Source organism: Streptomyces sp. NPDC056600, from assembly GCF_042792855.1.
Classification (GTDB): Bacteria; Actinomycetota; Actinomycetes; order Streptomycetales; family Streptomycetaceae; genus Streptomyces.
Genome location: NZ_JBHTVQ010000060.1, coordinates 16,028 through 41,327 on the forward strand (window position 1 = coordinate 16,028; position 25,300 = coordinate 41,327).

Below are 25,300 nucleotides of genomic sequence, written 5' to 3' on the forward strand. Positions count from 1 at the left end.
GACCTGAGCAGCAGATGAGCCGCGTGATCGCCGGGACCGCGGGAGGGCGCCGGCTGGCCGTCCCCCCGGGCAACGGCACCCGTCCCACGTCCGAGCGGGCGCGTGAGGGCCTGCTGTCCACCTGGGAGGCGCTGCTCGGCGGCCCTCTGGAGGGCGAGCGCGTCCTGGACCTGTACGCCGGTTCCGGTGCGGTCGGCCTGGAGGCGCTCAGCCGCGGCGCCGCGCACGCCCTGCTGGTGGAGGCCGACAACCGGGCCGCCCGCACGGTGCGGGAGAACGTCCGCTCGCTCGGCCTGCCCGGCGCCGAGGTCCGCAACGCCAAGGCCGAGCAGGTGGTCCAGGGACCGCCGCCGGGCGCCCCCTACGACCTCGTCTTCCTCGACCCGCCGTACGCGGTCACCGACGACGATCTCCGGGAGATTCTCCTCACACTCCGCTCCGGAGGCTGGCTCGCCGACGAGGCGCTCGTCACCGTGGAGCGCAGCACCAGAGGCGGCGAATTCCGCTGGCCGCACGGTTTCGAACCGCTGAGGTCCCGCCGTTACGGAGAAGGCACCTTTTGGTACGGTCACGCCGCCTCCACCAGCGAGGACGCGCCATGACCGGACCGGAGAGCGAGGGATTCCACGTGCGCCGCGCCGTTTGTCCCGGGTCGTTCGACCCCATCACCAACGGACACCTCGACATCATCGCCCGGGCCTCCCGTCTGTACGACGAGGTCTACGTGGCCGTGATGATCAACCAGAACAAGTCGGGCCTGTTCACCGTCGACGAGCGGATGGAGCTGATCCGGGAGGTGACCTCGGACTGCCCCAACGTGATCGTCGAGTCCCACCACGGCCTGCTGGTCGACTTCTGCAAGCAGCGCGACATCCCCGCCATCGTCAAGGGACTGCGCGCGGTCAGCGACTTCGACTACGAGCTGCAGATGGCCCAGATGAACAACGGCCTCTCCGGGGTGGAGACGCTCTTCGTCCCCACCAACCCCACATACAGCTTCCTGTCCTCCTCGCTCGTCAAGGAGGTCGCGGCCTGGGGCGGCGACGTCGCCCACCTGGTGCCGCCGACCGTCCTGGCGGCGCTGGCCGGGCGGCTGCGCGGGAACTGATCCGCACGGCGGCGACGCGCCGGGGACGCAGCGACGTCCCGCCCATCGTGCCGGACGGGCGGCGGTCGCCGTACAGTCGTCCCGTCCGTCTCCAACCAGCTGTAGAGAGTGGCGAGTCCAGGTGGACGTGCAGAACAAGCTCGACGAGATCGTCGGCATGGTGTCAGGTGCCAGGTCGATGCCGATGTCGGCCTCGTGCGTGGTCAACCGCGCCGAACTCCTCTCCCTGCTGGAAGAGGTCAGGGACGCCCTGCCCGGCTCGCTGGCCCAGGCCCAGGAGCTGATCGGCGGCCGCGAGACGATGGTCCAGCAGGCCCGCGAGGAGGCCGACCGGATCGTCGAGGGCGCCCACGCCGAGCGCGCCTCCCTCATCTCCGGCACCGAGATCCACCACCAGGCCCAGCAGGAGGCCGACCGCATCCTCACCGAGGCGCGCGCCGAGGCCGAGGAGATCCGTGCCGAGGCCGACGACTACGTCGACTCCAAGCTCGCCAACTTCGAGGTCGTCCTGACCAAGACCCTGGGCTCGGTGGGCCGCGGCCGTGAGAAGCTGCTCGGCACCGGCCCCGGTGTGGACGAGAACGGCTACGAGGACGAGGACGCCCCCGAGCGCAGCCACGACCCCGAGACCCTGCGCCGCGACGCCGACAGCTACGTCGACCTCAAGCTGGGCGCCTTCGAGGCGGTGCTCGCCAAGACGCTGGAGGCGGTCGGCCGCGGCCGGGACAAGCTGCAGGGCCGGATCGCCTCCGACGCGCTGGCCGACCTGCCGCTGGGCGAGGACGGCATGCCGCTCGCCCACGAGAGCGACGAGGACTTCCTGGCGGGCCTCGCGGACGCCGCCCAGGCCCCGGAGCGGCGCGCCGAGCGGCCGCAGCCGCAGCTCCCGCAGCAGGTGCGGCACCAGCCGCAGTACGACCAGCAGTCGCCCTACGAGCAGCAGCAGCCGCAGTACGACCAGCAGGGCTACGAGCAGCAGCCGGCCCAGGACCCGTACGGCTACCAGCAGCCCCAGCCGGCCGCGGCCTCCTACGGCTACGACCAGCAGGGCGGGCACTCGCAGGGCTACGGCTACGACTACCAGCAGGCGGACCCGTACGCCGCCTACGGCCAGCAGCAGCCGCAGCAGGCCCAGCAGCAGCCGCAGCACGGCTACGACCAGGGCTACGGCTACCAGGCGCCCGCCCCGGAGGGCCGCGCGCTGGACGAGACCAGCTTCTTCGACACCGGCATGATCACCCCCGAACAGCTGCGGGCCTACGAGCAGGGCCGCGGACAGTGACTTGCTCCTCGGGTTGAAGCCCGAGGATTCTGGCCTTCCCTACCGGACCCCGTCCCGCTGCGCGGCACGGGGTCCGGTAGGGAATCCGTGGCTTCCTGTTTCACTGCGCTGTGCCGGGACGGGTCCCGGTCTTATCGGCGCTCCGGAGGCTGTCACCGCCAGTCCGGCGGCCGTCTTCACGTTCTTCGCGGCGTTCTCGTCGCGGTCGTGGACCGCTCCGCACGCGCCGCACGTCCACTCCCGGACGTGGAGAGGTTTGGGGCCGTCCTTGACCCCGCACGCCGAGCAGACCTGGCTGCTCGGCTCGAACCGGTCGATCTTCACCAGGGTGCGTCCGTACCTCTTCGCCTTGTACTCGAGCATGGCGACGAACCGTGACCAGCCCGCATCGTGCATGCTCTTCGCCAGCCGGGTACGCGCCAGCCCCGCCACCGACAGGCTCTCCACGGCGATTCCTTGGTTCTCGGAGATCAGCCGGCTGGAGAGCTGGTGATGGAACTCGCGGCGCGCGTCCGTGACCTGGGCGTGAGCGCGGGCGACCTTCAGCCGGGCCTTCTCACGATTCCTCGATCCCTTCTGCTTGCGGGACAGCTCGCGCTGGGCCTTCTTGAGTTTCTTCTCCGCGCGGCGCAGGAAGCGGGGTGAGGTGATCTTCTCCCCTGTGGACAGGACCGCGAAGTGCGTCAGCCCCAGATCGATGCCGACGGTCTGCTCCGTGTCGGGCATGCGTGTGGCGTCGGCGGCCGGATCGGTGTCGATGACGAACGAGGCGAAGTACCGGCCGGCGCTGTCCTTGATCACGGTGACCGAGGACGGGGTGGAGGGCAGGGTGCGGGACCACTTCACCTTCACCGCGCCGATCTTCGGCAGACACAGGCGCCCCGCATTGTCGATGCGCCAGCAGGCGTTGGCGGTGAACCGAATCGACTGCCGGGTGTCTTTGCGGGACTTGAACCGCGGCGGCCCCAGTTTCGGGCCCTTGCGGGCACCGGTCAGGGAGGCGAAGAAGTTCCGGAACGCGGTGTCGGCGTCGCGCAGGGACTGTTGCAGCACCACCGCCGACACCTCCCCCAGCCACCCACGCCCCGGAGTCTTCTTCGCCCGGGTGATCAGACGGACGGACAGCTCACCCGCCGTCGGGAACGGCAGGCCGTCCCTGCGGGCATCCTCACGGGCGCGCACCGCGTCGTTGTAGACGACGCGGGCACACCCGAACGCCTTCGCCAACGCGATCCGCTGACCGGCGTCCGGGTACACACGGAAGGCGTACCGGAGCTGCATGACATCACTCTACGTAGCTGAATGTACGCAAAAGGTCGTTGATCGGAACTGTCCGTCACTGAAGCGAGAGACGCACGTTCGTTTGGTGTTCGTGATCGTGTTCCGGCGCAAGTAGTTCGCTGACACCCGCCTCAAGTGCATGGGCGATGTCGTGTGGGCGGTCTCTGCGGACCTCGCGTGCGAACCGGTGTGTGGGCGACGGCGAGATCGAGGGCGGTCGCTCACGTCCACCTCCTGGTGAGCCCCGCTCGAGGTCGCCGTCACGTGAGGTGGTACACCAAGCAGTCAGAACCGGCCCGGGTGAAGCGTTGCCCGGCTCCACCTGGAAGACACCGCTGCGCTGCACGTCACCACTGGCAGATTCGCTTCACCAGCGACCGAAGCTTGATGTACTGCGAAGGAATTTCAGTAGCCGTCCGCGACGGAGCGTAGGATCGAGGGGGGCCAGTTGGGTGCCGGTCGAAACGTCCAGTATCCTGGCTCTTCGGTCGTGCCCTCTGGGCGCGATTCCCCCCTCTTCACCTCGCAGATCTAAGGCTGGAATGGCTCAGAACGCCCGCCTCGACCACCGTGACCCTCTCGTGTTCGACACGCATGAGCTGGGGCGGCGGCCCGGTGCGCTGCGGCGCCTGACCAGGACGGTCGACGCGCCCCGGGACCTCGGCATCGCCGACGTCATCGGTGTGCCGGAGGGCAGGCCGCTGGAGCTCCAGCTCCGGCTGGAGTCGGTCCTGGAGGGCGTCCTCGTCACGGGGACCGCCCGTGCGAAGGCCGAGGGGGAGTGCGTAAGGTGTCTGGAGCCGCTCGAGCGTCAGCTCGTGGCGGACTTCCAGGAGATGTTCTCGTACCCTGACGCCGACGACCGGGGCCGCCCCAAGGCGGACGCCGGCGACGACGCCGAGGACGACGAGGACACTCTGTATCTCGAGGACGGCATGTTCGACCTCGAGCCCGTGCTGCGTGACGCGGTGGTACTCGCACTGCCGATGCAGCCGGTGTGCCAGGAAGACTGCCCTGGTCTGTGCCCCGAGTGCGGGGTGCGGCTGGCGGACGACCCGGACCACCACCATGACGCCGTCGACATCCGTTGGGCGGCACTGCAGGGACTCGCAGGTTCACTCGAACCCGGCGAGAAGGACGAGATGAGCGGCGGCGCGCCTCAGTCAGCACGCGCCGACGAGAAGCAGGAGAAGTAGCCGTGGCTGTTCCGAAGCGGAAGATGTCGCGCAGCAACACGCGTCACCGCCGGTCGCAGTGGAAGGCTGCGGTCCCCACCCTGGTGTCGTGCGAGCGCTGCCACGAGCCCAAGCAGCAGCACATCGCGTGCCCGTCTTGCGGCACGTACAACAAGCGCCAGGTCCTCGAGGTCTGAGCGGCTGGTGAGAGGCTCCATGTCCAACGCCAAGAAGGCGGACACGGCCTCGTCCCACACGCTTCTGGAAGGGCGGCTCGGGTACAAGCTCGAGTCCGCCCTTCTGGTGCGTGCACTGACCCACCGTTCCTACGCGTACGAGAACGGCGGTCTGCCCACCAACGAGCGGCTGGAGTTCCTCGGGGACTCCGTGCTCGGTCTGGTGGTCACGGACACGCTGTACCGGGTCCACCCCGACCTCCCGGAGGGCCAGCTGGCCAAGCTCCGGGCCGCGGTGGTCAACTCGCGTGCGCTGGCCGAGGTGAGCCGTGGGCTCGACCTCGGTTCCTTCATCCGGCTGGGCCGCGGTGAAGAGGGCACGGGCGGCCGGGACAAGGCATCCATCCTGGCCGACACCCTTGAAGCGGTGATCGGCGCGGTCTATCTCGACCAGGGCCTGGACGCGGCGGCGGAGCTGGTGCACCGCCTCTTCGACCCACTGATCGAGAAGTCCTCGAACCTGGGCGCCGGCCTGGACTGGAAGACCAGTCTCCAGGAGCTCACCGCGACCGAGGGGCTCGGCGTTCCCGAGTACCTGGTCACGGAGACCGGGCCCGACCACGAGAAGACCTTCACCGCTGCCGCCCGCGTCGGAGGCGTCTCGTACGGCACCGGCACCGGCCGCAGCAAGAAGGAAGCGGAGCAGCAGGCCGCGGAGTCCGCCTGGCGGGCCATCCGGGCCGCCGCGGACGAGCGCGCCAAGGCGGAGGCCACCGAGGCCGCCGCCGCGACCGCCTCCTCCGTCGACGCCTCGGACGGAGCCTCCCAGGAGGCCCCCGAAGAGGCCGCCGCACCGCGCGACGGCGGGACGACGGACGCCGAGCAGGCGTCCGCCTGATCCGCGTCCGGTCCGGCCGTGCCCCTGGGCGCGGGCCGGTCCGGTCCGGTCCGTCGCCGTACGTTCGTGAGCGCCCGTCCCCGACCGACCGGGGGCGGGCGCTCGCCCACTCCCACCTCGCCCACTCCCACGGGGAAGACGGAGAGCCGCCATGCCCGAACTGCCCGAGGTCGAGGTCGTCCGGCGCGGCCTGGAACGCTGGGTCGCCCACCGCACCGTCGACGCCGTCGAGGTGCTGCACCCGCGTGCCGTGCGCCGGCACCTGGCGGGCGGGGAGGACTTCGCCCGCAGGCTGACCGGTCACCGGATCGGCGTGCCGAGCCGCCGCGGCAAGTACATGTGGCTCCCGCTGGAGGACGCCGGCCAGGCCGTCCTCGCCCACCTCGGCATGAGCGGGCAGCTCCTGGTCCAGCCGCACACCGCCCCGGACGAGAAGCACCTGCGCGTCCGCGTCCGCTTCGACGACGCCCTCGGCACCGAGCTGCGCTTCGTCGACCAGCGCACCTTCGGCGGGCTCTCGCTGCACCCCACCGACGCCGAGGGACTGCCCGACGTGATCGCGCACATCGCGCGCGACCCGCTGGACCCGCTCTTCGACGACGAGGCGTTCCACCAGGCTCTGCGGCGGCGCCGCACCACCGTCAAGCGGGCGCTGCTGGACCAGTCGCTGATCAGCGGCGTCGGCAACATCTACGCCGACGAGGCGCTGTGGCGCGCCCGCGTGCACTACGAACGCCCCACGGCCGGTTTCACCCGCCCCCGCACGGCCGACCTGCTCGGGCACGTGCGTGACGTGATGACCGAGGCCCTCGACGTGGGCGGAACCAGCTTCGACAGCCTCTACGTCAACGTGAACGGCGAGTCCGGGTACTTCGACCGCTCGCTCGACGCGTACGGGCGCGAGGGCCTGCCGTGCCGCCGGTGCGGCACCCCGATGCGGCGCCACCCGTGGATGAACAGGTCCAGCTACTTCTGCCCCCGCTGCCAGAGGCCGCCCCGCGCCGCGTGACACCCCGCGCCTTCCGCGAGGCGGGCGGGCCGGGAACCATTGTCGTGGCCCTGACGTGAATGCCCTCGCCCGGCTCACCGCCCAGATGACAGGATGACAGGCATGCCCCTGCCACCACCGGACGACCTCGCCTCGACGGTCCTGCGCACCGACTTCGCCGACGACACCGCCTGGGCGGCGGTGCGCGAGGCGCTCGACACCGCTGACGGCCACGGGCACGCCACCTGTGTCAGCGATCCCCGCTTCACCGACGTGCCGCTCCAGGCACTGATCGAGGAGGAGGCCGCTGCCGAAGAGGAGGACCGGCTGACCTACGTCTTCCTCGCGGACGCGACCACCCTGGCCGACCCGGAGTTCCCACTGCTGGCCGTCGACCTCCACGACGAACCCGGCCGCACGTTCCGGGTCCCGGCCCGGTGGTATCCCGAGGTGTCCGCCAACCTCAGCATCGCCAACGCCGACTTCGCCGACTTCGCCGACGCGGCGGACGCGGAGGGCTGGTTCCGCGGTTGGGGGGACGCCGGTTGATCACGCAAGGAGTGCTGGTCACCGGCCGGTGCGGGGAGTGCGGAGGCGTGACGGACATCGACGTGGGCCAGTTCTTCCATGGTGGCAGGATGCGCTGGGGCACCGAGGGGCGATGCGCGGACTGCCCGAACGGGTGGTGCGACGAGGACAGCGGTCCCGTCGCGCCCGAGCACATCCGACAAGCCCTGCTGCTGGCCCACGGACCCGCGCTGCTCCGCCTCTCCGGAGACGCGCCGAGCCTGGTCCCGGTGCTCCAGGCCCTCCGGGACGCGCGGGACCTGTCCCTCGCCGAAGCACGCGCGGAGGCCGCGCGTCTCGCCGACGACGGGCTCCTCGGCACGCTCGTCGAGATGGAGGTGCTGGCGCTGTTCCTCCGCGGACGCGGCGTCGAGGTGACCGTCGCACCGGCCTCTACCGCGTGACGGTCATGACGACGTAGACCATCCCGCCGAAGAACGCGACCAGGACGACACCGAGGACGACGACCACCGCGGCCGTGACGGCGCCGACCAGTCCGGAGACCCCCGCGATCGCGGCCCAGCCCGCCCGCGTCACCCGCTCCGACCGCTCCACCACGCCTTCGGGGTCGCTGTCGCCATACCAGTCCTGATCGTTCACGGCACCCCCTGGGCCAAAGGATAGATTCTCTGGCCATGAGCATGATCGGTGAGTACCTGCGCGTCACGGCTGCGGAGCTCGACCGGGCGATACAGGACCCCGACTGGGCGTTCGACCTCACGGAGGAGGTCCAGGACGCCGAGGAGGAGTCGGAACCCGCGCCGGGCGAAGCACGTCACTTCAGTACCTACAAGACCTGGAACCTGCTGGGCTTCCTCCTGGAGCGTGCCGACTTCCCGGTGGACGCCGTCCACGGCGAGGAGCCGTTCGCCGAGGACGAGGACTGGGGTTACGGACCGCCGAGGTACCTGCCCGCGAAGCGCGTGCGGTACGCGGCGGCGGAACTGCGGGCCACCACGTACGACCAACTCGTCAGTGGCGTGGATCCAGCCGACCTGGCCGAGGCCGAGGTCTATCCGCTGACCGGCGTGTACCCCCTCGGGTGGCACGAGCCCGGAGCGCTCGAGTGGGGACGTCACTGGTACGACGGCCTGACCCGGTTCTTCGAGGCTGCCGCGGCGGCGGACCACGCCATGCTCGTGTGGCTCGACTGACGCCTTCACCCGGCGGCAGATCCCGCCTCCGGCCGGAGTCCGGGGGAAGCGAAACGGCGCCGGGCGTCGAGCTCGTAAGCCCGACGCCCGGCGTCGTCACCGTTCAGCGCGCCGGTGCCGCAGCCCCGGCGGTCGGCTCAGTAGCCGAAGTCCTGGGTCCACCAAGGGCCGCCGGAGGCGAAGTGGACGCCGACCCCGAGGGTCTTGAAGTCGCAGTTCAGTATGTTCGCCCGGTGGCCCTCGCTGTTCATCCAGGCGTCCATCACCGCCGCCGCGTCCGCCTGGCCGCGGGCTATGTTCTCGCCGCCCAGGTTGTCGACGCCGGCCGCCGCCGCGCGGTCCCACGGCGTGGCGCCGCTGGGGTCGGTGTGGTCGAAGAAGTCCTGCTCGGCCATGGCCCGGCTGAAGTCGTCGGCCAGGTCGGTGAGCCCGCTGTCGGCCTTGACCGGGCTGCAGCCGGCGGAGGCCCGCTCCTGGTTGACCAGTTGCAGGACCCGCGCCCGGGCGGCGTCCTCCTGCGAGAGGTCCGCGCTGCCGCCGGACGCCGGCTTGCGGGGCTCGGCCGTCTTGGTGGTGGGCGCCGGCTTCTCGGGTTCGGTGGTCTTCTCGGCGGTGGGCTCAGGAGAGGGCTCGGCCTTCTCCTTCTTCTCCTTCGAGGCGGAGGGGGACGCGGTCGGCGTGGGCTTCGCCGAACCGGTGCCGGCCCCGCCGGAGGAGGCGCCCGGGTCGACCCGGCCGCCCGCACCGCCCTGCTGGGTCTCGGTGTTGTCCGGGCCGTCGAACGCACGGATCGCGCCGTCGCCGCCCAGCCGGTAGGTGTCCAGGCCCGGCACCATGCCCGTGGCGGCCGCGACCACACCGATCGCCAGCGCCGCGGAGACGCCCAGCAGCCCGGTGCGCACGGGGTGACGGGTCCGCCGCCCCTTCGACCGGTGGCCCGAGGGGCCTGCGGGGCCTGCGGGACCCGAGGGGGCGGGGCGCTGCGCGGGCAGCGCGGTCGTCGGGGCGTCCTGGGCGCCGGCCGGGACCGCGGACTCCTCCGTGCCGAACAGGTAGGCGTGGCTGCGCGCGTAGGGGTCCCCGCCCGCCGAGCCGACGCGCCCACGGTGCTGGTCGTAGCCGTCGTAGCCGTCGTGGCCGCCGTCGTACCCCTGGGGCCCGCCGTAGCCGTAGGGGCTGTTGGAACCCTGGGGGTAGGAGCCGTAGGAGTCGTGCGTCGTCCGGTACTGCTGCTCGTGGCCCTGCTGGGGCCCGGCGGCGTCCGGGGCGGCGCCGGTGGCGCGAGGGGTGCCGCCGCTGCCCTTGCGGCCGGCGGCGGAGCGTCGGTGGCGTCCCATTCCTCTGCTGGCCTTTCTCGGGCTGCGGTCCACGCGCCTCACTCGCATCACTCGTACGGGTGAGTTTCGCTGCGGTCGAGGGGGGACGCTACCGCATCGCTCCTGGGGGTGTGGGCGTCCGGTGAGACTTTTGCTCGGTTAGCGTGCACATATGAACGACGATGCACGTCTGGTCGCCTGGGTCCGCGGCAAGGTACAGCGGGTGGGTTTCCGCTGGTTCACACGCGCGAAGGCGCTGGAGCTCGGCGGACTGAGTGGTTTTGCTCTCAATCTCCAGGACGGACGGGTGCAGGTCGTCGCCGAAGGCCCCCGCACGGAATGCGAGCGGTTGCTGGAGTGGCTCATGGGGGAGGACACGCCGGGCCGCGTGGACGGCGTGACCGAGATCTGGGACACACCCCGCGGCGGCTACACCGGCTTCGCGATCCGCTGAACGAGGCCCCCGGCGGCGCCGCGGCCGCCGTCCGGGAGGCCCGCGGACGCGGCGCGGAAGCGGAAAAGTCCAGGTGACCGCCGCGAAAGGGTTGTCACGGCAGCCCGCGCACGCCAGGATGATCCGCACGCCCCCCGGGCCCCGAAGGAGACGCCGCGCGAAGTCGTCAGCGCAGAGCGCCCCGGGGACACCGTCGATACGGGGCGTGATCGTGTTGACCGTCAAACTTTTTGGTGAGACTCTGAAAGCCCCGCGCACCCTAGCTGTTTGGCATGAGGAAACAGCGGCATGAAGTCACCGGTCTGATACCGCAGTGTCGGGCATCAGGGTGCGATTCCCTCACGACCCACCACCGCTTCGGTCGGTCACTCAGTGTGGAGGACCATCCATCATGGCAAAGGCGCTTCTCGGTTACGTCGGCGGCTCCGACCCGCGACTCCTCGCCGAGATGCGACGGCTGCAGCAGCGCGTCCAGGACCTGGAATCCGAGCTGGTACGGATCCAGGCGGAGAAGGACGCTCTCGCGGCTGCCGCTTCTCGCGACCGGATGTTGGAAAGCATGGAGAGCATCGACGCACACCAGGCGGAGCCCGCGCTCACCTGATCCGGCTCGTCGGCGGGCAGCCGCAGCGCCCGCACCTCGCCGGTGCCTCAAGGGACGCCCTCGGCGTCCCTTTCGCCTTCACCGCTTCCCGCGGCCCTCCCCGCCGCTGCCGCCGTGTGTCCGGGGCCTGCCCCGGACCGTGCCGGCCCCACCCCGCCGCGATCCTGTAGCTCTGATCTGCCCGCCGCCCCACCGCGCGAAACCGGGCGGCGTAAAACCGGATCGCGCCGCCGGCTCGTGGAGTGCGGGAGGACCGGCCGGTAAAGTCCCCCGGCGTGCACCTCAAGGCCCTGACCCTCCGCGGCTTCAAGTCGTTCGCATCCGCGACCACGCTCCGGTTCGAGCCGGGCATCACCTGTGTCGTCGGCCCGAACGGCTCCGGCAAGTCCAACGTCGTGGACGCGCTGACCTGGGTCATGGGCGAGCACAGCGCCAAGTCGCTGCGCGGCGGCAAGATGGAGGACGTCATCTTCGCCGGGACCACCGGCCGCCCTCCCCTCGGGCGCGCCGAGGTCTCGTTGACCATCGACAACTCCGACGGCGCCCTGCCCATCGAGTACGCCGAGGTCACCATCACGCGGATCATGTTCCGCAACGGCGGCAGCGAGTACCAGATCAACGGCGACACCTGCCGTCTCCTGGACATCCAGGAACTCCTCTCCGACTCCGGCATCGGCCGCGAGATGCACGTCATCGTCGGCCAGGGCCAGCTCGACTCCGTCCTGCACGCGGACCCGATGGGACGCCGCGCCTTCATCGAGGAGGCGGCCGGCGTCCTCAAGCACCGCAAGCGCAAGGAGAAGGCGCTGCGCAAACTGGACGCCATGCAGGCCAACCTGGCCCGCGTCCAGGACCTCACCGACGAACTGCGCCGCCAGCTCAAACCACTGGGTCGGCAGGCGGCGGTGGCGCGCAGGGCCGCCGTCATCCAGGCCGACCTGCGCGACGCCCGGCTGCGCCTGCTCGCTGACGACCTGATGAAGCTGCGTGAGGCCCTGAGCGCCGAGGTCGCCGACGAGGCCGCGCTCAAGGAGCGCAAGGAGGCCACCGAGGAGGAGCTGCGCAGGGCGCTGCGCCGTGAGGCGCTCCTGGAGGACGAGGTCCGCCGCCTCACACCGCGCCTGCAGCGCGCCCAGCAGACCTGGTACGAGCTCTCCCAGCTCGCCGAACGCGTCCGCGGCACCGTCTCGCTGGCCGACGCCCGGGTGAAGAGCGCCACCGTCGCCCCCGTCGAGGAGCGCCGCGGCCGCGACCCCGAGGACATGGAGCGCGAGGCCGCCCGCATCCGCGAGCAGGAGGCCGAACTCGAAGCGGCCCTGGAGGCAGCCGAGCGGGCCCTGGAGGACACCGTCGCCCACCGCGAGGAACTGGAACGCTCCCTCGCCGCCGAGGAACGCCGCCTCAAGGACGTGGCCCGCGCCATCGCCGACCGCCGCGAGGGCCTGGCCCGGCTCAGCGGCCAGGTGGCCGCCGCCCGCTCCCGGGCCGCCGCCGCCCAGGCCGAGATCGACCGCCTCACCTCCTCACGCGACGAGGCCCGGGCCCGCGCCGTCGCCGCCCAGGAGGAGTACGAGGAGCTGAAGGCCGAGGTCGACGGCCTCGACGCCGAGGACACCGAACTCGCCGCACGGCACGACGAGGCGAAGGGCGCGCTCGCCGAGGCCGACGCCGCGCTGACCGCCGCCCGCGAGACCCTCACCCGCGCCGAACGCGAGAGCGCCGCCACCCGCGCCCGGCACGACGCCCTCGCCCTCGGCCTGCGCCGCAAGGACGGCACCGGCGCCCTCCTCGACGCCCGGGACACCCTCACCGGAGTCCTCGGCCCCGCCGCCGGCCTCCTCACCGTCGCCCCCGGACACGAGGCAGCCCTCGCCGCGGCCTTCGGCGCCGCCGCCGACGCCGTGGCGGCCGACTCGCCCGCCGCGGCCGCCGAGGCCCTGCGGCTGCTGCGCAAGCAGGACGCCGGCCGCGCCGCCCTGCTGCTCACCGGAGCCGCCGAGGAACCGGACCCGGCCCCGCGCCACGAGCGGTGGCCGCACGCCGCCGACCTGGTGAGCGGCCCCGACCAGCTGATGCCCGCCGTCCGCCGGCTGCTGCGCGGCGTCGTGGTGGTGGACACCCTGGACGACGCCGAGGACCTCGTCCGCGCCCGCCCCGGACTCACCGCCGTCACCGCCGAGGGCGACCTGCTCGGCGCCCACTACGCGCACGGCGGCTCGGCCGCCGCGCCCAGCCTGCTGGAGGTCCAGGCCTCCGTCGACGAGGCCGCCGCCCTGCTCGAGGAACTGGAGGCGCGCTGCCGGGAGCTCGCCGGGACCCAGCGGCTGGCCGCCGAAGCCCGGACCGGGTGCGCCGCCCTGGTGGAGGAACTGGGCGAACGCCGCCGGGCCGCCGACCGCGAGAAGTCCGGCGTCTCCCAGCAGCTCGGCCGTCTGGCCGGCCAGGCCCGGGGCGCCGCCGGGGAGGCCGAGCGTGCCGCCGCCGCCACCGCCCGCGCCCAGGAGGCCCTGGAGAAGGCGCTCACCGACGTCGAGGAACTGGCCGAGCGGCTGGCCGTCGCCGAGGAGATGCCGGTCGACGAGGACCCCGACACCTCCGCCCGCGACCGGCTCGCCGCCGACGGCGCCAACGCCCGGCAGACCGAGATGGAGGCCCGGCTCCAGCTGCGCACCCACGAGGAGCGCGTCAAGGCCCTGGCCGGCCGCGCCGACTCGCTGGACCGAGCCGCCCGCGCCGAACGCGAGGCCCGGGTCCGCGCCGAACGCCGCAAGGCCCGGCTGCGCCACGAGGCCGCCGTCGCCTCGGCGGTCGCCTCCGGCGCACGGCAGCTGCTCGCCCACGTCGAGGTGTCGCTGGAACGCGCCGACCGGGAACGCACCGCCGCCGACGCCGCCCGCACGCGTCAGGAACGGGAGCTCGCCGCCGCCCGCACGGCGGGACGCGACCTCAAGGGGGAGCTGGACAAGCTCACCGACTCCGTCCACCGCGGCGAGGTGCTCGGCGCCGAGAAGCGGCTGCGGATCGAGCAGCTGGAGACCAAGGCGCTGGAGGAGCTGGGCGTCGAGCCCGAGGCGCTGGTCGCCGAGTACGGTCCCGCCCAGCCCGTCCCGCCGTCCCCGCCCGCCGAGGGCGAGGAGCTGCCCGAGGACCCCGAGCACCCCCGCAACCGGCCCCGGCCGTTCGTCCGCGCCGAGCAGGAGAAGCGGCTGCGGGCCGCCGAGCGGGCCTACCAGCAGCTCGGCAAGGTCAACCCGCTCGCCCTGGAGGAGTTCGCCGCGCTGGAGGAGCGCCACCAGTTCCTCAGCGAGCAGCTGGAGGACCTGAAGAAGACCCGCGCCGACCTGCTCCAGGTGATCAAGGAGGTCGACGAGCGGGTCGAACAGGTCTTCACCGAGGCCTACCGGGACACCGCCCGCGAGTTCGAGGGCGTCTTCGGCCGGCTCTTCCCCGGCGGCGAGGGCCGGCTGATCCTCACCGACCCGGACAACATGCTGACCACCGGCGTGGAGGTCGAGGCCCGGCCGCCGGGCAAGAAGGTCAAGCGGCTCAGCCTGCTCTCCGGCGGCGAGCGCTCGCTGACCGCCGTGGCGCTGCTGGTCTCCATCTTCAAGGCGAGGCCGAGCCCGTTCTACGTGATGGACGAGGTCGAGGCCGCGCTCGACGACACCAACCTGCAGCGGCTGATCCGGATCATGCAGGAGCTCCAGGAGTCCTCCCAGCTGATCGTGATCACCCACCAGAAGCGCACCATGGAGGTCGCCGACGCGCTGTACGGCGTGTCCATGCAGGGCGACGGCGTCTCCAAGGTGATCAGCCAGCGACTGCGCTGACGGCGCCTTCGGGGCCGGTGAGGACGACGACGGCGGCGGCAAAGGCCGCGGCGACGGCCGGGCGGTTCGCCCGATCCGGGCGGTTCCGTCCCCCGTGGGCCGGGGCGCGTGAGGCCCCGGGCCCGCCTCATCGGGAAGAAGCCCGGCGCGCGCCCCGGGCGGCGTGCGCCCCATGGCCGATACTGGGACCGTTATGGACACCGTCATCCTTGCCGTAGTCATCGCGGTGGTGGCCCTCGTCGCCCTCGCCGGCCTCGTCGTCGGCACCCGGCGCAAGAAGCCGCCGCCCCCGCCCCCGTCCGCTCCCGACATCACCGCCCCGCCGGCCGAGCCCACGGTCGGGGAGGAGGCGGAGACCCCACGGGACGAAGGGCGCCGCACGATCGAGGAGGTCGACCTCCCCGGATCGCCCAGCGGCGCCACCCTGGTCGAAGAGGTCCCCCTGGAGCCCGCGGCCCCGGCGGTCGAGGTTCCCGAGCCCACCGCCGGCCGTCTGGTCCGGCTGCGCGCCCGCCTGTCGCGCTCGCAGAACGCGCTGGGCAAGGGCCTGCTGACCCTGCTCTCGCGCGAGCACCTCGACGAGGACACCTGGGAGGAGATCGAGGACACCCTCCTCACCGCCGACGTCGGCGTGCAGCCGACCCAGGAGCTCGTGGAGCGCCTGCGCGAGCGGGTGCGGGTGCTGGGCACACGCACGCCGCAGGAGCTGCGCACCCTGCTCCGCGAGGAGCTGCTCCAGCTGCTGAACCCCGAGTTCGACCGTTCCGTGAAGACGGACGCGAAGGAGGGCACCCCGGGCGTGGTCATGGTCGTCGGCGTCAACGGCACCGGCAAGACCACCACCACCGGCAAGCTGGCCCGCGTGCTGATCGCCGACGGCAGGAGCGTGGTGCTGGGCGCCGCGGACACCTTCCGCGCGGCGGCCGCCGACCAGCTGCAGACCTGGGGCGAGCGGGTCGGCGCCCACACGGTGCGCGGCCCCGAGGGCGGCGACCCGGCCTCGGTCGCCTTCGACTCCGTCAAGGAGGGCATCGTCACCGGCGCCGACGTGGTGCTGATCGACACCGCCGGCCGGCTGCACACCAAGACCGGCCTGATGGACGAGCTGGGCAAGGTCAAGCGGGTCGTCGAGAAGCAGGCCCCGCTGGACGAGGTGCTGCTGGTGCTGGACGCCACCACCGGGCAGAACGGCCTGGTCCAGGCCCGGGTGTTCGCGGAGGTCGTGAACATCACCGGCATCGTGCTGACCAAGCTGGACGGCACGGCCAAGGGCGGCATCGTGGTCGCCGTCCAGCGGCAGCTGGGCGTGCCGGTCAAGCTGATCGGCCTCGGTGAGGGGGCCGACGACCTCGCGCCCTTCGAGCCGGGCGCCTTCGTCGACGCCCTGATCGGCGACTGACCCGACCCCGCGCAGCGCGGATCGCCAGACGCCCGCCCCGGCCACCGGCCCGGCGGGCGTCTGCCGTTTCCGCCTCGGGAGGCATTGGCGCCGCCGCGGGGAAGGGCTCAGGGGCAGGGGGAGCGGTGGGCGGCGTAGGCGAGGGTGCCGAGGAGGAGGCGCGCCGCGGGCAGCCCGGCGGGGGAGTCGAGCCCCGGCTCGCGCAGCCACCGCACCGGGCCCCGGCCGCCGCGGTCCGAGGGCGGGGCCGTCACGTGGGCGCCGGCTCCGAGGGCCCGCACCACGGCCGGCCCGACGTCGTCCAGGCCCATCCGGTACAGCAGCGAGGGCAGCTCCTCGGCCGCGCCGACGGCGACGAAGAACTGGGCCCGCCCCTCGGGGGTGACCGTCACCGGCCCCACCGGCAGGCCCATCCGCTCCAGCCGCACCACGGCCGGCCGCCCGGCGGCCTCCGGCACCTCGAGCACGTCGAAGGTCCGCCCCACCGGCAGCATCACCGCGGCGCCGGGATGCTCGGACCAGGCCTCGGCCACGTCGTCCAGGGTGGAACCGGCGGGAATCTCCGGAGCGAACCCCAGCGGGTGCGCCCCCGGCGCGGGACAGCCCGCGCGCCCGCACGAACAGTCGCCACCGGGCGCTGCCGCGCGCGCCCCGGGCGCCACGTCCCAGCCCCACAGTCCGGTGAACTCGGCGACCGCGGTGCACTCGGAGGCCCGGCCCCGCCGGCGCACGCCGACGCGCGCTCCGGACCGCGTGCCGGAACGCAGATCCCGCATACCGCCGATCGTGAAGCCCATGCCCCCTCCAACGGGTCCGCCGCGTGGCTGGTTACGTGCCGGAGGTCTGTCGTGACGCTGCGTTGCGACTACCCGCCGTATCGTCCCGGCTCGCCCGGTTCGCACCGCGCGTGGAAGTGCGCAGGGTGGCGAGACCGGCTTTTCGCGCCCCCTCCGCGCATCGGGCTCCGATCCGGTTTCCCGGACAGGTTTCCGACGGCGCGGGTCAAGTGAATCGCGGGTCGCGGCCTTGAGGTTCACCCGTAGGGGTGGCGAAAGGTGGCGTTTCCCGAACCAGCGTGGTTGAAGCGGTGACGGTGAGGCTACGTTGAGTGTGCAAGGCTTGTGGCACATGCCCGATCGAACTTGCCAGAAGCACCTTTCCGACGGCTCGCCGGACCTCCTGTGACCGCGCTACGGTGACGGAGAGTGACGGCGGATCCTCCCCCGTGGACGGTGCGGCGGCGGAGGCCCCCGCGACTCGGGGAATCCGCCGAATCGAAGGACGGTCCGGCGGCATTCTGATAGGGCTGTTGGCAGGCACGACCGGGCCCGGGCAGGGTCCGACAGGTCTCAGGGATGGATGGGGGCGTTCCAGTGAGCGGCAACGACGAAGGCGGGACGAACGCTGAGAAGCGCCCCAACGAGCTGCTCAACTCGTGGTTCGTGCGCAGCGGCTGGTCCAAGGGCGAGCTCGCCCGCCAGGTGAACCGCAGGGCCCGCCAGCTCGGAGCCAACCACGTGTCCACCGACACCTCCCGGGTCCGCCGCTGGCTGGACGGCGAGAACCCGCGCGAGCCCATTCCGAGGATCCTCTCCGAGCTGTTCTCCGAGCGGTTCGGCTGCGTCGTCGCCGTCGAGGACCTCGGCCTGCGCGCCGCGCACCAGGCGCCCTCGGTGGCCGGTGTCGACCTTCCCTGGACGGGTCCGCAGACGGTCGCGCTGCTCGGCGAGTTCTCCCGCAGCGACCTGATGCTGGCCCGCCGGGGCTTCCTCGGCACCTCCCTGGGGCTGGCCGCGGGGCCGTCCCTGATCGAGCCGATGCAGCGCTGGCTGGTGCCCTCGCCCGCCTCGCCCGTGGAGCCGGCCGCCCACTCCTCGCACCGGCGCGGCGGCCTGTCCGGGCCGGAGCTCGACCAGCTGGCGAGCACCGTCGAGATGTTCCGTCAGTGGGACGCCCAGTGCGGTGGGGGACTGCGCCGCAAGGCGGTCGTCGGCCAGCTCCACGAGGTCACCGACCTGCTCCAGGAGAGCCACCCCGAGGCGACCTCGCGCCGGCTCTTCGGCTTCGCGGCCGAGCTCGCCGAGCTGGCCGGCTGGATGAGCTACGACGTGGGCCTGCAGCCGACCGCGCAGAAGTACTTCGTGCTGGCCCTGCACGCGGCCAAGGAGGCCGGGGACAAGCCGCTCGGCTCGTACATCCTGTCCTCGATGAGCCGCCAGATGATCCACCTCGGCCGGCCGGACGACGCGCTGGAACTCATCCACCTCGCCCAGTACGGCAGCCGCGACTGCGCCGGCCCCCGCACCCAGGCGATGCTGTATGCGATGGAGGGCCGCGCCTACGCGAACATGGGCCAGCCCGGCAAGTGCAAGCGGGCGGTCCGGATGGCGGAGGACACCTACGCCGACGTGAAGGAGTGGGGCGAGCCGGAGCCCGACTGGATCGGCTTCTTCACCGAGGCCGAACTGAACGGCGAGAACTCGCACTCCTTCCGCGACCTCGCCTACGTGGCGGGCCGCAGCCCGATCTACGCCTCGATGGCGGAACCCCTGATGAAGAAGGCCGTCGAACTCTTCGCCCAGGACCCCGACCACCAGCGTTCCTACGCGCTGAACCTGGTCGGCATGGCCAGCGTGCACCTCCTGCAGAGCGAGCCGGAGCAGAGCACGGTGATGCTCGGCCAGGCCATGAGGGTGGCCAAGAAGGTCCGCTCCGAGCGGGTCAACACCCGCATCCGCAAGACCGCCGACACGGCCGCCCGCGACTACAAGGAACTCCCCGCCGTCCGGGACATCACCCGCCAGCTCTCCGAGGAGCTTCCCGAGGCCGCCGCAGCGGTCTGACCTGCTCCTGGAGCAGCCTCCCCCTACCCCGGCCGCGGCCGGCCTTCCCGAACCGCCCGACTCGGCTCCCCCCGCCAGGTCGTCGGAAGGCCGCCGCGGCCGGCTTCTGCGCGCCGTCCCCCAGTTCATGGACGCGTAACACGCACGGCGTCTTCGTCACCGGTGCGAAACAACGAGGGGTCATGGCCGAAACGGCACTGCGTCAATCTCGTGGCCAACGGCAGGGCGAACGTCAGGCCCACCACCTCCCCATCCGCCCAGGTAGCCCGCACGGGCCGCGACCCACGACGAGGAGACGCCGATGGCACAAGCCATCACCTTTGCGGCTGACAAGATTTCGTCAGCCGACACAGGCTTCATGCTCATCTGTTCCGCCCTGGTGATGCTCATGACCCCGGGTCTGGCCTTCTTCTACGGAGGCATGGTCCGGGTCAAGAGCGCCCTCAACATGCTGATGATGTCCTTCATCAGCCTCGGGATCGTCACCGTCCTGTGGGTGCTGTACGGCTTCTCCCTCGCCTTCGGCACCGACAGCGGCGGCCTCATCGGCTGGGACTCCGGCTACCTCGGGTTCAGCGGCATCGACAAGGGCGAGGTGTGGAGCGGCTACACCATCCCCACCCTGGTCTTCGCGGTCTTCCAGCTCATGTTCGCCGTCATCACCCCCGCCCTGATCAGCGGCGCCCTCGCGGACCGGGTCAAGTTCGCCGCGTGGTCCCTGTTCGTGGTGCTCTGGGTCAGCGTCGTCTACTTCCCGGTCGCGCACTGGGTCTGGGGCACCGGCGGCTGGGCGTTCGAACTCGGAGTGATCGACTTCGCGGGCGGTACCGCCGTCCACATCAACGCGGGCGCCGCGGCGCTCGGCGTCATCCTGGTCATCGGCAAGCGGGTCGGCTTCAAGAAGGACCCGATGCGGCCGCACAGCATGCCGCTGGTCATGCTCGGCGCGGGCCTCCTGTGGTTCGGCTGGTTCGGCTTCAACGCCGGCTCCTGGCTCGGCAACAGCGACGGCGTCGGCGCGCTGATGTTCGTCAACACCCAGGTGGCCACCGGTGCGGCGGTCCTGGCCTGGCTGGTCTACGAGAAGATCCGGCACGGCGCGTTCACCACCCTGGGCGCCGCCTCCGGCGCCGTGGCCGGTCTGGTCGCCATCACCCCGGCGGGCGGCGCCGTCTCGCCGCTCGGCGCCATGGCGGTCGGCGTGATCGCCGGTCTGCTCTGCGCCATGGCCGTGGGCCTGAAGTACCGGTTCAACTACGACGACTCGCTCGACGTGGTCGGCGTCCACCTGGTCGGCGGTATCGTCGGCTCGCTGCTGATCGGCTTCTTCGCCACCGGCAAGGGCCAGTCCGACGTCGCGGGCCTCCTCTACGGCGGCGGCCTCGACCAGCTGTGGAAGCAGGCGGCCGGCGTCTTCGGCGTCCTCGCCTACTCACTGGTGGCCTCCGCGGTCCTCGCCCTGCTGATCCACAAGACCGTCGGGATGCGGGTCGAGGAGGACCAGGAGATCTCCGGCATCGACCAGGCCGAGCACGCCGAGACCGCCTACGACTTCAGCGGAGTCGGCGGCGGCTCCGCCAAGAACCCCGCCCCTGCCCGCGCCGAGAGCAACAAGGTTGACGCATGAAGCTGATCACCGCGGTCGTCAAGCCGCACAAGCTCGACGAGATCAAGGAAGCCCTCCATGCCTTCGGAGTGCACGGCCTGACCGTCACCGAGGCCAGCGGCTACGGCCGGCAGCGCGGCCACACCGAGGTCTACCGGGGCGCCGAGTACACCGTCGACCTGGTCCCCAAGATCCGCATAGAGGTCCTGGTGGACGACGCGGACGCCGATCAGCTCATCGAGGTCGTGGTCAGCGCCGCCCGCACCGGCAAGATCGGTGACGGCAAGGTCTGGGCGGTCCCCGTCGAGACCGCCGTCCGCGTCCGCACCGGTGAACGCGGGCCGGACGCCCTGTAAGCCAGCCAGAGGAACAGGAGTCGCCGGGTGACGAGCACGGACACACGTGAAGAGACCGATAACTCGGGACCCGGCGGCTACGCGGCGGCCCGGCTGGGCCTCCTCCAGGAGGAGGCCCGGTCCGGGCCGTCGCGCCGTAAGGCCCTGGCCGAACTCACCGACCGCTGGCTGGCCGGACTGTTCGCCGCTGCCGCGCCCGGCGCCCGGGGGCCCGCCCTGGTCGCCGTCGGCGGCTACGGCCGCGGGGAGCTCTCCCCGCGCAGCGACCTCGACCTGCTGCTCCTGCACGACGGCTCCGACCCCGCCGCGGTCGCCGCCGTCGCCGACCGGCTCTGGTACCCCGTCTGGGACCTGGGCCTCGCCCTGGACCACTCGGTCCGCACCACCGCCGAGGCGCGGAAGACCGCCGCCGACGACCTCAAGGTCCAGCTCGGCCTGCTCGACGCCCGCCACCTGGCCGGCGACCTGACCCTCACCACCGGCCTGCGCACCGCCGTCCTCGCCGACTGGCGCAACCAGGCCGCCCGGCGCCTGCCCGAACTGCGCGACCTGTGCGCCGAGCGCGCCGACCGCGCCGGCGAACTCCGCTTCCTCCTCGAACCCGACCTCAAGGAGGCCCACGGCGGCCTCCGCGACGCCACCGCGCTGCGCGCCGTCGCCGCTTCCTGGCTGGCCGACGCCCCGCGCGAAGGCCTCGACGCCGCCCGCCGCACCCTCCTCGACGTCCGCGACGCCCTCCACCTCACCACCGGGCGGGCCACCGACCGTCTCTCCCTCCAGGAGCAGGACCAGGTCGCCGAACGTCTCGGCCTGCTCGACGCCGACGTCCTGCTGCGCCAGGTGTACGAGGCCGCCCGCGTCATCTCCTACGCCGGCGACGTCACCTGGCGCGAGGTCGGCCGGGTGCTGCGGGCCCGTTCGTCCAGGCCCCGGCTGCGCACGCTGCTCGGCGGCGGCCGCCCGGCCCCGGAGCGCACCCCGCTCGCCGAGGGCGTGGTGGAACAGGACGGCGAGGTCGTGCTGGCCCGCGCCGCACGGCCCGACCGCGACCCCGTCCTGCCGTTGCGCGCCGCCGCCGCGGCCGCCGAGGCGGGGCTGCCGCTCTCGCTGCACGCCGTGCGGCGGCTGGCCGCCGATACCGCGTCGATGCCGGTGCCCTGGCCCGCCGAGGCCCGGGAACAGCTGGTCACCCTGCTCGGCTCCGGCCGTCCCGCCGTGGACGTCTGGGACGCCCTGGACGCCGAGGGGCTGATCACCCGGCTGCTGCCCGACTGGGAGAGGGTCCGCTGCCGCCCCCAGCGCAACGCCGTCCACGTCTGGACGGTCGACCGTCACCTGATCGAGACCGCCGTCCGCGCCTCCCGGACCATCCGGCGGGTCGGCCGCCCCGATCTGCTGCTGGTCGCCGCGCTGCTCCACGACATCGGCAAGGGATGGCCGGGCGACCACTCGGTGGCCGGCGAGACCATCGTCAAGGACGTCGCCACGCGCATCGGCTTCGACCGGCAGGACGTCGCCGTGCTGGGCGCGCTGGTCCGCCACCACCTGCTGCTCGTCGAGACCGCCACCCGCCGCGACCTCGACGACCCGGCCACCATCCAGCTGGTCGCCGACGCCGTCGGGTCGCAGAGCACGCTCGAGCTGCTGCACGCGCTCACCGAGGCGGACGCGCTGGCCACCGGACCCGCCGCCTGGTCGTCCTGGCGGGCCTCGCTGGTCGCCGACCTGGCGGGCCGCGTCTCGGCGGTCCTGTCAGGGGAGACGCCCGTGGGCCTCCAGCACGCGGCGCCCACCGCCGAACAGGAACGGCTCGCCCTGGAGGCGGTCGTCACCCAGGGCCCCGTGCTGTCGCTGCGCGCCCAGACCGGGGCGGGCGGGCACGAGGAGGAGGCAGGACCGCCGGACCGGCCAGGCCAGGGGGACCAGGCGGCGGACCAGCCGGAGCCGCTCGGGGCGGAACTGCGGATCGCGGTGCCCGAGCGCGGCGGCGTGCTGCCCGCCGTCGCCGGGGTGCTGGCCCTGCACCGGCTGACCGTGCGCACCGCCGAGCTGCGGCCGCTGGACCTGCCGGACGGCGTCGACGGGACGGTGCTGCTGCTCGACTGGCGGGTCGCCGCCGAGTACGGCTCCCTCCCGCAGGCCGCCAGGCTCCGCGCCGACCTGGTCCGCGCGCTGGACGGCTCCCTCGACATCGCGGCCCGCCTCGCCGAGCGCGACGCCGCCTACCCGCGCCGCCGCGGAGGGCCGGCGGCGCCTCCGCAGGTCACCGTCGCCCCGGCGGCGTCCCGGCACGCCACGGTCATCGAGGTCCGGGCGCACGACGCGCCGGGGCTGCTGCACCGGATCGGCCGGGCCCTGGAGACGGCGGGGGTCAGGGTCCGCAGCGCGCACGTCAGCACGCTGGGGGCCAACGTGGTCGACAGCTTCTACGTCACCGACGTCAAGGGCGAACCCCTTCCCGACGGCGAGGCCGCCAAGGTCGCCCGCGACCTCGAACACACCCTCCGCACCACCTGACGCCCATGCCCCCGCGCGGTCGGCCCGACCGCCCGCGCGGTGCACGCGCGGGCGGGAAGCCACCGGCAGGGACCGGGAGGGGCCCGGGGCGGATACCCTGGACACCACATTCATCCGCCCCCGACACCGAGGACCGACGAGCGCCGTGTTCGATACCCTCTCCGACCGCCTCAGCGCGACTTTCAAAAACCTCCGCGGGAAAGGCCGGCTCTCCGAGGCTGACATCGACGCCACGGCGCGCGAGATCCGTATCGCGCTCCTCGAGGCGGACGTCGCCCTGCCGGTCGTGCGCTCCTTCATCAAGAGCGTCAAGGAGCGTGCCCTCGGCTCCGAGGTCTCGAAGGCGCTGAACCCGGCCCAGCAGGTCATCAAGATCGTCAACGACGAGCTGGTCACCATCCTCGGCGGCGAGACCCGCCGGCTGCGCTTCGCCAAGACCGCGCCGACGGTGATCATGCTGGCCGGTCTGCAGGGTGCCGGTAAGACCACCCTGGCGGGCAAGCTCGGTAAGTGGCTCAAGGACCAGGGCCACTCCCCGCTGCTCGTCGCGGCCGACCTCCAGCGCCCCAACGCCGTCAACCAGCTGAGCGTCGTCGCCGAGCGCGCCGGTGTCGCGGTGTACGCGCCGGAGCCGGGCAACGGCGTCGGCGACCCGGTGAAGGTCGCCAAGGACTCCATCGACTTCGCGCGGACCAGGGTCCACGACATCGTGATCGTGGACACCGCCGGCCGCCTCGGCATCGACGCCGAGATGATGCAGCAGGCCGCCGACATCCGGGACGCGGTGAGCCCGGACGAGATCCTGTTCGTCGTCGACGCGATGATCGGTCAGGACGCGGTCAACACCGCCGAGGCCTTCCGCGACGGCGTCGGCTTCGACGGCGTGGTCCTCTCCAAGCTCGACGGCGACGCCCGCGGTGGTGCGGCCCTGTCGATCGCGTCGATCACCGGCAAGCCGATCATGTTCGCCTCGAACGGCGAGAAGCTCGACGACTTCGACGCCTTCCACCCGGACCGGATGGCCTCCCGCATCCTCGACATGGGTGACCTGCTCACCCTGATCGAGCAGGCGGAGAAGACCTTCGACCAGGCCGAGGCCGAGAAGATGGCCTCCAAGCTGGCCTCCAAGAAGGGGCAGGAGTTCACCCTCGACGACTTCCTGTCCCAGATGGAGCAGGTCCGGAAGATGGGGTCGATCTCCAAGCTGCTCGGCATGCTCCCCGGCATGGGCCAGATCAAGGACCAGATCAACAACCTGGACGAGCGCGAGGTCGACCGCACCGCGGCGATCATCAAGTCGATGACCCCCGGCGAGCGCAACGACCCGCTGATCATCAACGGTTCCCGCCGCGCCCGTATCGCCAAGGGCTCGGGCGTCGAGGTCAGCGCGGTGAAGAACCTGATCGAGCGGTTCCTCGAGGCCCGCAAGATGATGTCCCGGATGGCCCAGGGCGGCGGGATGCCCGGCATGCCGGGGATGCCGGGCATGGGCGGCGGCCCGAACCGCCAGAAGAAGCAGCAGAAGAAGGCCAAGGGCAAGCAGCGCTCCGGCAACCCGATGAAGCGCAAGCAGCAGGAGCTGGAGGAGGCGCAGCGCCGCGAGGCCGCCGCCGCGCAGGGCGGCAACGCCTTCGGCCTGCCCCAGCAGGACGCCCAGAACTTCGAACTCCCCGACGAGTTCAAGAAGTTCATGGGCTGATCAGCGGCCCTGTCCGACGCCGAGCCGGGCCCGCCCCCGTGAGGGGG

23 protein-coding genes are annotated in these 25,300 nt (G+C 72.4%); 19 read left to right on the top strand and 4 right to left on the bottom strand.

Features of this window, described 5'->3' with window-relative positions; translation table 11 throughout:
- Positions 1-14 precede the first annotated feature (14 nt).
- The 3 genes from rsmD (at position 15) to ACFRAV_RS25320 (ending at position 2,390) form a co-directional block, all read left to right on the top strand.
- Positions 15-602 carry a 16S rRNA (guanine(966)-N(2))-methyltransferase RsmD gene (gene rsmD, locus ACFRAV_RS25310; RefSeq protein ID WP_382558547.1) on the top strand — a complete coding sequence of 196 codons (588 nt, stop codon included), beginning with the start codon at positions 15-17 and terminating at the stop codon, positions 600-602.
- Positions 599-1,108, top strand: coding sequence for a pantetheine-phosphate adenylyltransferase (coaD, locus tag ACFRAV_RS25315; protein WP_382558548.1), 510 nt, complete (start codon positions 599-601; stop codon positions 1,106-1,108). The genes rsmD and coaD overlap by 4 nt, the downstream gene beginning before the upstream one ends.
- Before the next feature lie 121 nt (positions 1,109-1,229).
- The gene (locus ACFRAV_RS25320; RefSeq protein WP_382558549.1) at positions 1,230-2,390 is read left to right on the top strand and encodes a cell division initiation protein; all 1,161 of its coding nucleotides are present in this window, start codon (positions 1,230-1,232) and stop codon (positions 2,388-2,390) included.
- A gap of 39 nt (positions 2,391-2,429) precedes the next feature.
- Here the strand turns inward: ACFRAV_RS25320 and ACFRAV_RS25325 are convergent, their stop codons facing one another.
- Entirely contained in the window at positions 2,430-3,671 is a 1,242-nt protein-coding gene (locus ACFRAV_RS25325; RefSeq protein WP_382558550.1) for an RNA-guided endonuclease InsQ/TnpB family protein, read from the bottom strand.
- A 542-nt stretch (positions 3,672-4,213) separates the two neighbouring features.
- Between ACFRAV_RS25325 and ACFRAV_RS25330 the strand changes: the two genes are divergently transcribed.
- The 6 genes from ACFRAV_RS25330 (at position 4,214) to ACFRAV_RS25355 (ending at position 7,879) form a co-directional block, all read left to right on the top strand.
- Positions 4,214-4,867 carry a DUF177 domain-containing protein gene (locus ACFRAV_RS25330; protein WP_351112073.1) on the top strand — a complete coding sequence of 218 codons (654 nt, stop codon included), beginning with the start codon at positions 4,214-4,216 and terminating at the stop codon, positions 4,865-4,867.
- Positions 4,868-4,869: 2 nt separating this feature from the next.
- Positions 4,870-5,043 carry a 50S ribosomal protein L32 gene (gene rpmF, locus ACFRAV_RS25335; RefSeq protein ID WP_052859918.1) on the top strand — a complete coding sequence of 58 codons (174 nt, stop codon included), beginning with the start codon at positions 4,870-4,872 and terminating at the stop codon, positions 5,041-5,043.
- Positions 5,044-5,062: 19 nt separating this feature from the next.
- On the top strand, positions 5,063-5,920 hold the full coding sequence (rnc, locus tag ACFRAV_RS25340) for a ribonuclease III (RefSeq protein ID WP_382558551.1): 858 nt from the start codon (positions 5,063-5,065) through the stop codon (positions 5,918-5,920).
- Between the two features lie 151 nt (positions 5,921-6,071).
- The gene (mutM, locus tag ACFRAV_RS25345) at positions 6,072-6,929 is read left to right on the top strand and encodes a bifunctional DNA-formamidopyrimidine glycosylase/DNA-(apurinic or apyrimidinic site) lyase (RefSeq protein WP_382558552.1); all 858 of its coding nucleotides are present in this window, start codon (positions 6,072-6,074) and stop codon (positions 6,927-6,929) included.
- A gap of 102 nt (positions 6,930-7,031) precedes the next feature.
- Complete coding sequence (locus tag ACFRAV_RS25350; RefSeq protein WP_382558553.1) at positions 7,032-7,457, top strand: DUF6924 domain-containing protein; 426 nt, start codon at positions 7,032-7,034, stop codon at positions 7,455-7,457.
- A 47-nt stretch (positions 7,458-7,504) separates the two neighbouring features.
- Positions 7,505-7,879 carry a hypothetical protein gene (locus tag ACFRAV_RS25355; protein ID WP_382558554.1) on the top strand — a complete coding sequence of 125 codons (375 nt, stop codon included), beginning with the start codon at positions 7,505-7,507 and terminating at the stop codon, positions 7,877-7,879.
- Here the strand turns inward: ACFRAV_RS25355 and ACFRAV_RS25360 are convergent.
- Positions 7,869-8,075, bottom strand: a complete 207-nt coding sequence (locus ACFRAV_RS25360; RefSeq protein ID WP_382558555.1) for a hypothetical protein — start codon at positions 8,073-8,075, stop codon at positions 7,869-7,871. The genes ACFRAV_RS25355 and ACFRAV_RS25360 overlap by 11 nt on opposite strands.
- Positions 8,076-8,110: 35 nt before the next feature.
- Between ACFRAV_RS25360 and ACFRAV_RS25365 the strand changes: the two genes are divergently transcribed.
- Positions 8,111-8,629, top strand: a complete 519-nt coding sequence (locus ACFRAV_RS25365) for a YfbM family protein (RefSeq protein ID WP_382558556.1) — start codon at positions 8,111-8,113, stop codon at positions 8,627-8,629.
- A 137-nt stretch (positions 8,630-8,766) separates the two neighbouring features.
- On the opposite strand, the gene ACFRAV_RS25370 is transcribed toward ACFRAV_RS25365, so the two are convergent.
- The gene (locus ACFRAV_RS25370; protein ID WP_382558557.1) at positions 8,767-9,966 is read right to left on the bottom strand and encodes a CAP domain-containing protein; all 1,200 of its coding nucleotides are present in this window, start codon (positions 9,964-9,966) and stop codon (positions 8,767-8,769) included.
- 151 nt (positions 9,967-10,117) lie between these two features.
- Between ACFRAV_RS25370 and ACFRAV_RS25375 the strand changes: the two genes are divergently transcribed.
- The 4 genes from ACFRAV_RS25375 to ftsY all read left to right on the top strand — a co-directional run bounded on the left by ACFRAV_RS25375 (position 10,118) and on the right by ftsY (position 16,232).
- Positions 10,118-10,399 carry an acylphosphatase gene (locus ACFRAV_RS25375; RefSeq protein ID WP_382558558.1) on the top strand — a complete coding sequence of 94 codons (282 nt, stop codon included), beginning with the start codon at positions 10,118-10,120 and terminating at the stop codon, positions 10,397-10,399.
- 391 nt (positions 10,400-10,790) lie between these two features.
- The gene (locus tag ACFRAV_RS25380; protein ID WP_108954195.1) at positions 10,791-11,003 is read left to right on the top strand and encodes a hypothetical protein; all 213 of its coding nucleotides are present in this window, start codon (positions 10,791-10,793) and stop codon (positions 11,001-11,003) included.
- A 275-nt stretch (positions 11,004-11,278) separates the two neighbouring features.
- Entirely contained in the window at positions 11,279-14,833 is a 3,555-nt protein-coding gene (smc, locus tag ACFRAV_RS25385) for a chromosome segregation protein SMC (RefSeq protein ID WP_382558559.1), read from the top strand.
- 193 nt (positions 14,834-15,026) lie between these two features.
- On the top strand, positions 15,027-16,232 hold the full coding sequence (gene ftsY / locus ACFRAV_RS25390; protein WP_382558560.1) for a signal recognition particle-docking protein FtsY: 1,206 nt from the start codon (positions 15,027-15,029) through the stop codon (positions 16,230-16,232).
- Between the two features lie 107 nt (positions 16,233-16,339).
- Here ftsY and ACFRAV_RS25395 read toward each other — a convergent pair whose 3' ends face one another.
- Positions 16,340-17,029: a bifunctional DNA primase/polymerase gene (locus ACFRAV_RS25395; RefSeq protein ID WP_382558561.1), complete on the bottom strand. Its 690-nt coding sequence runs from the start codon at positions 17,027-17,029 to the stop codon at positions 16,340-16,342.
- A 558-nt stretch (positions 17,030-17,587) separates the two neighbouring features.
- On the opposite strand from ACFRAV_RS25395, the gene ACFRAV_RS25400 reads away from it, so the two are divergent.
- The 5 genes from ACFRAV_RS25400 (at position 17,588) to ffh (ending at position 25,253) form a co-directional block, all read left to right on the top strand.
- A complete protein-coding gene (locus ACFRAV_RS25400) occupies positions 17,588-19,075 on the top strand; it encodes a hypothetical protein (protein WP_382558562.1) in 1,488 nt (495 codons plus the stop codon).
- 301 nt (positions 19,076-19,376) lie between these two features.
- Complete coding sequence (locus tag ACFRAV_RS25405; RefSeq protein ID WP_382558563.1) at positions 19,377-20,702, top strand: ammonium transporter; 1,326 nt, start codon at positions 19,377-19,379, stop codon at positions 20,700-20,702.
- Complete coding sequence (locus tag ACFRAV_RS25410) at positions 20,699-21,037, top strand: P-II family nitrogen regulator (RefSeq protein ID WP_382558564.1); 339 nt, start codon at positions 20,699-20,701, stop codon at positions 21,035-21,037. Before ACFRAV_RS25405 ends, ACFRAV_RS25410 begins: the two co-directional genes overlap by 4 nt.
- Before the next feature lie 27 nt (positions 21,038-21,064).
- Positions 21,065-23,554 carry a [protein-PII] uridylyltransferase gene (locus ACFRAV_RS25415; RefSeq protein WP_382558565.1) on the top strand — a complete coding sequence of 830 codons (2,490 nt, stop codon included), beginning with the start codon at positions 21,065-21,067 and terminating at the stop codon, positions 23,552-23,554.
- Positions 23,555-23,699: 145 nt separating this feature from the next.
- A complete protein-coding gene (ffh, locus tag ACFRAV_RS25420) occupies positions 23,700-25,253 on the top strand; it encodes a signal recognition particle protein (protein WP_382558566.1) in 1,554 nt (517 codons plus the stop codon).
- Positions 25,254-25,300 lie beyond the last annotated feature (47 nt).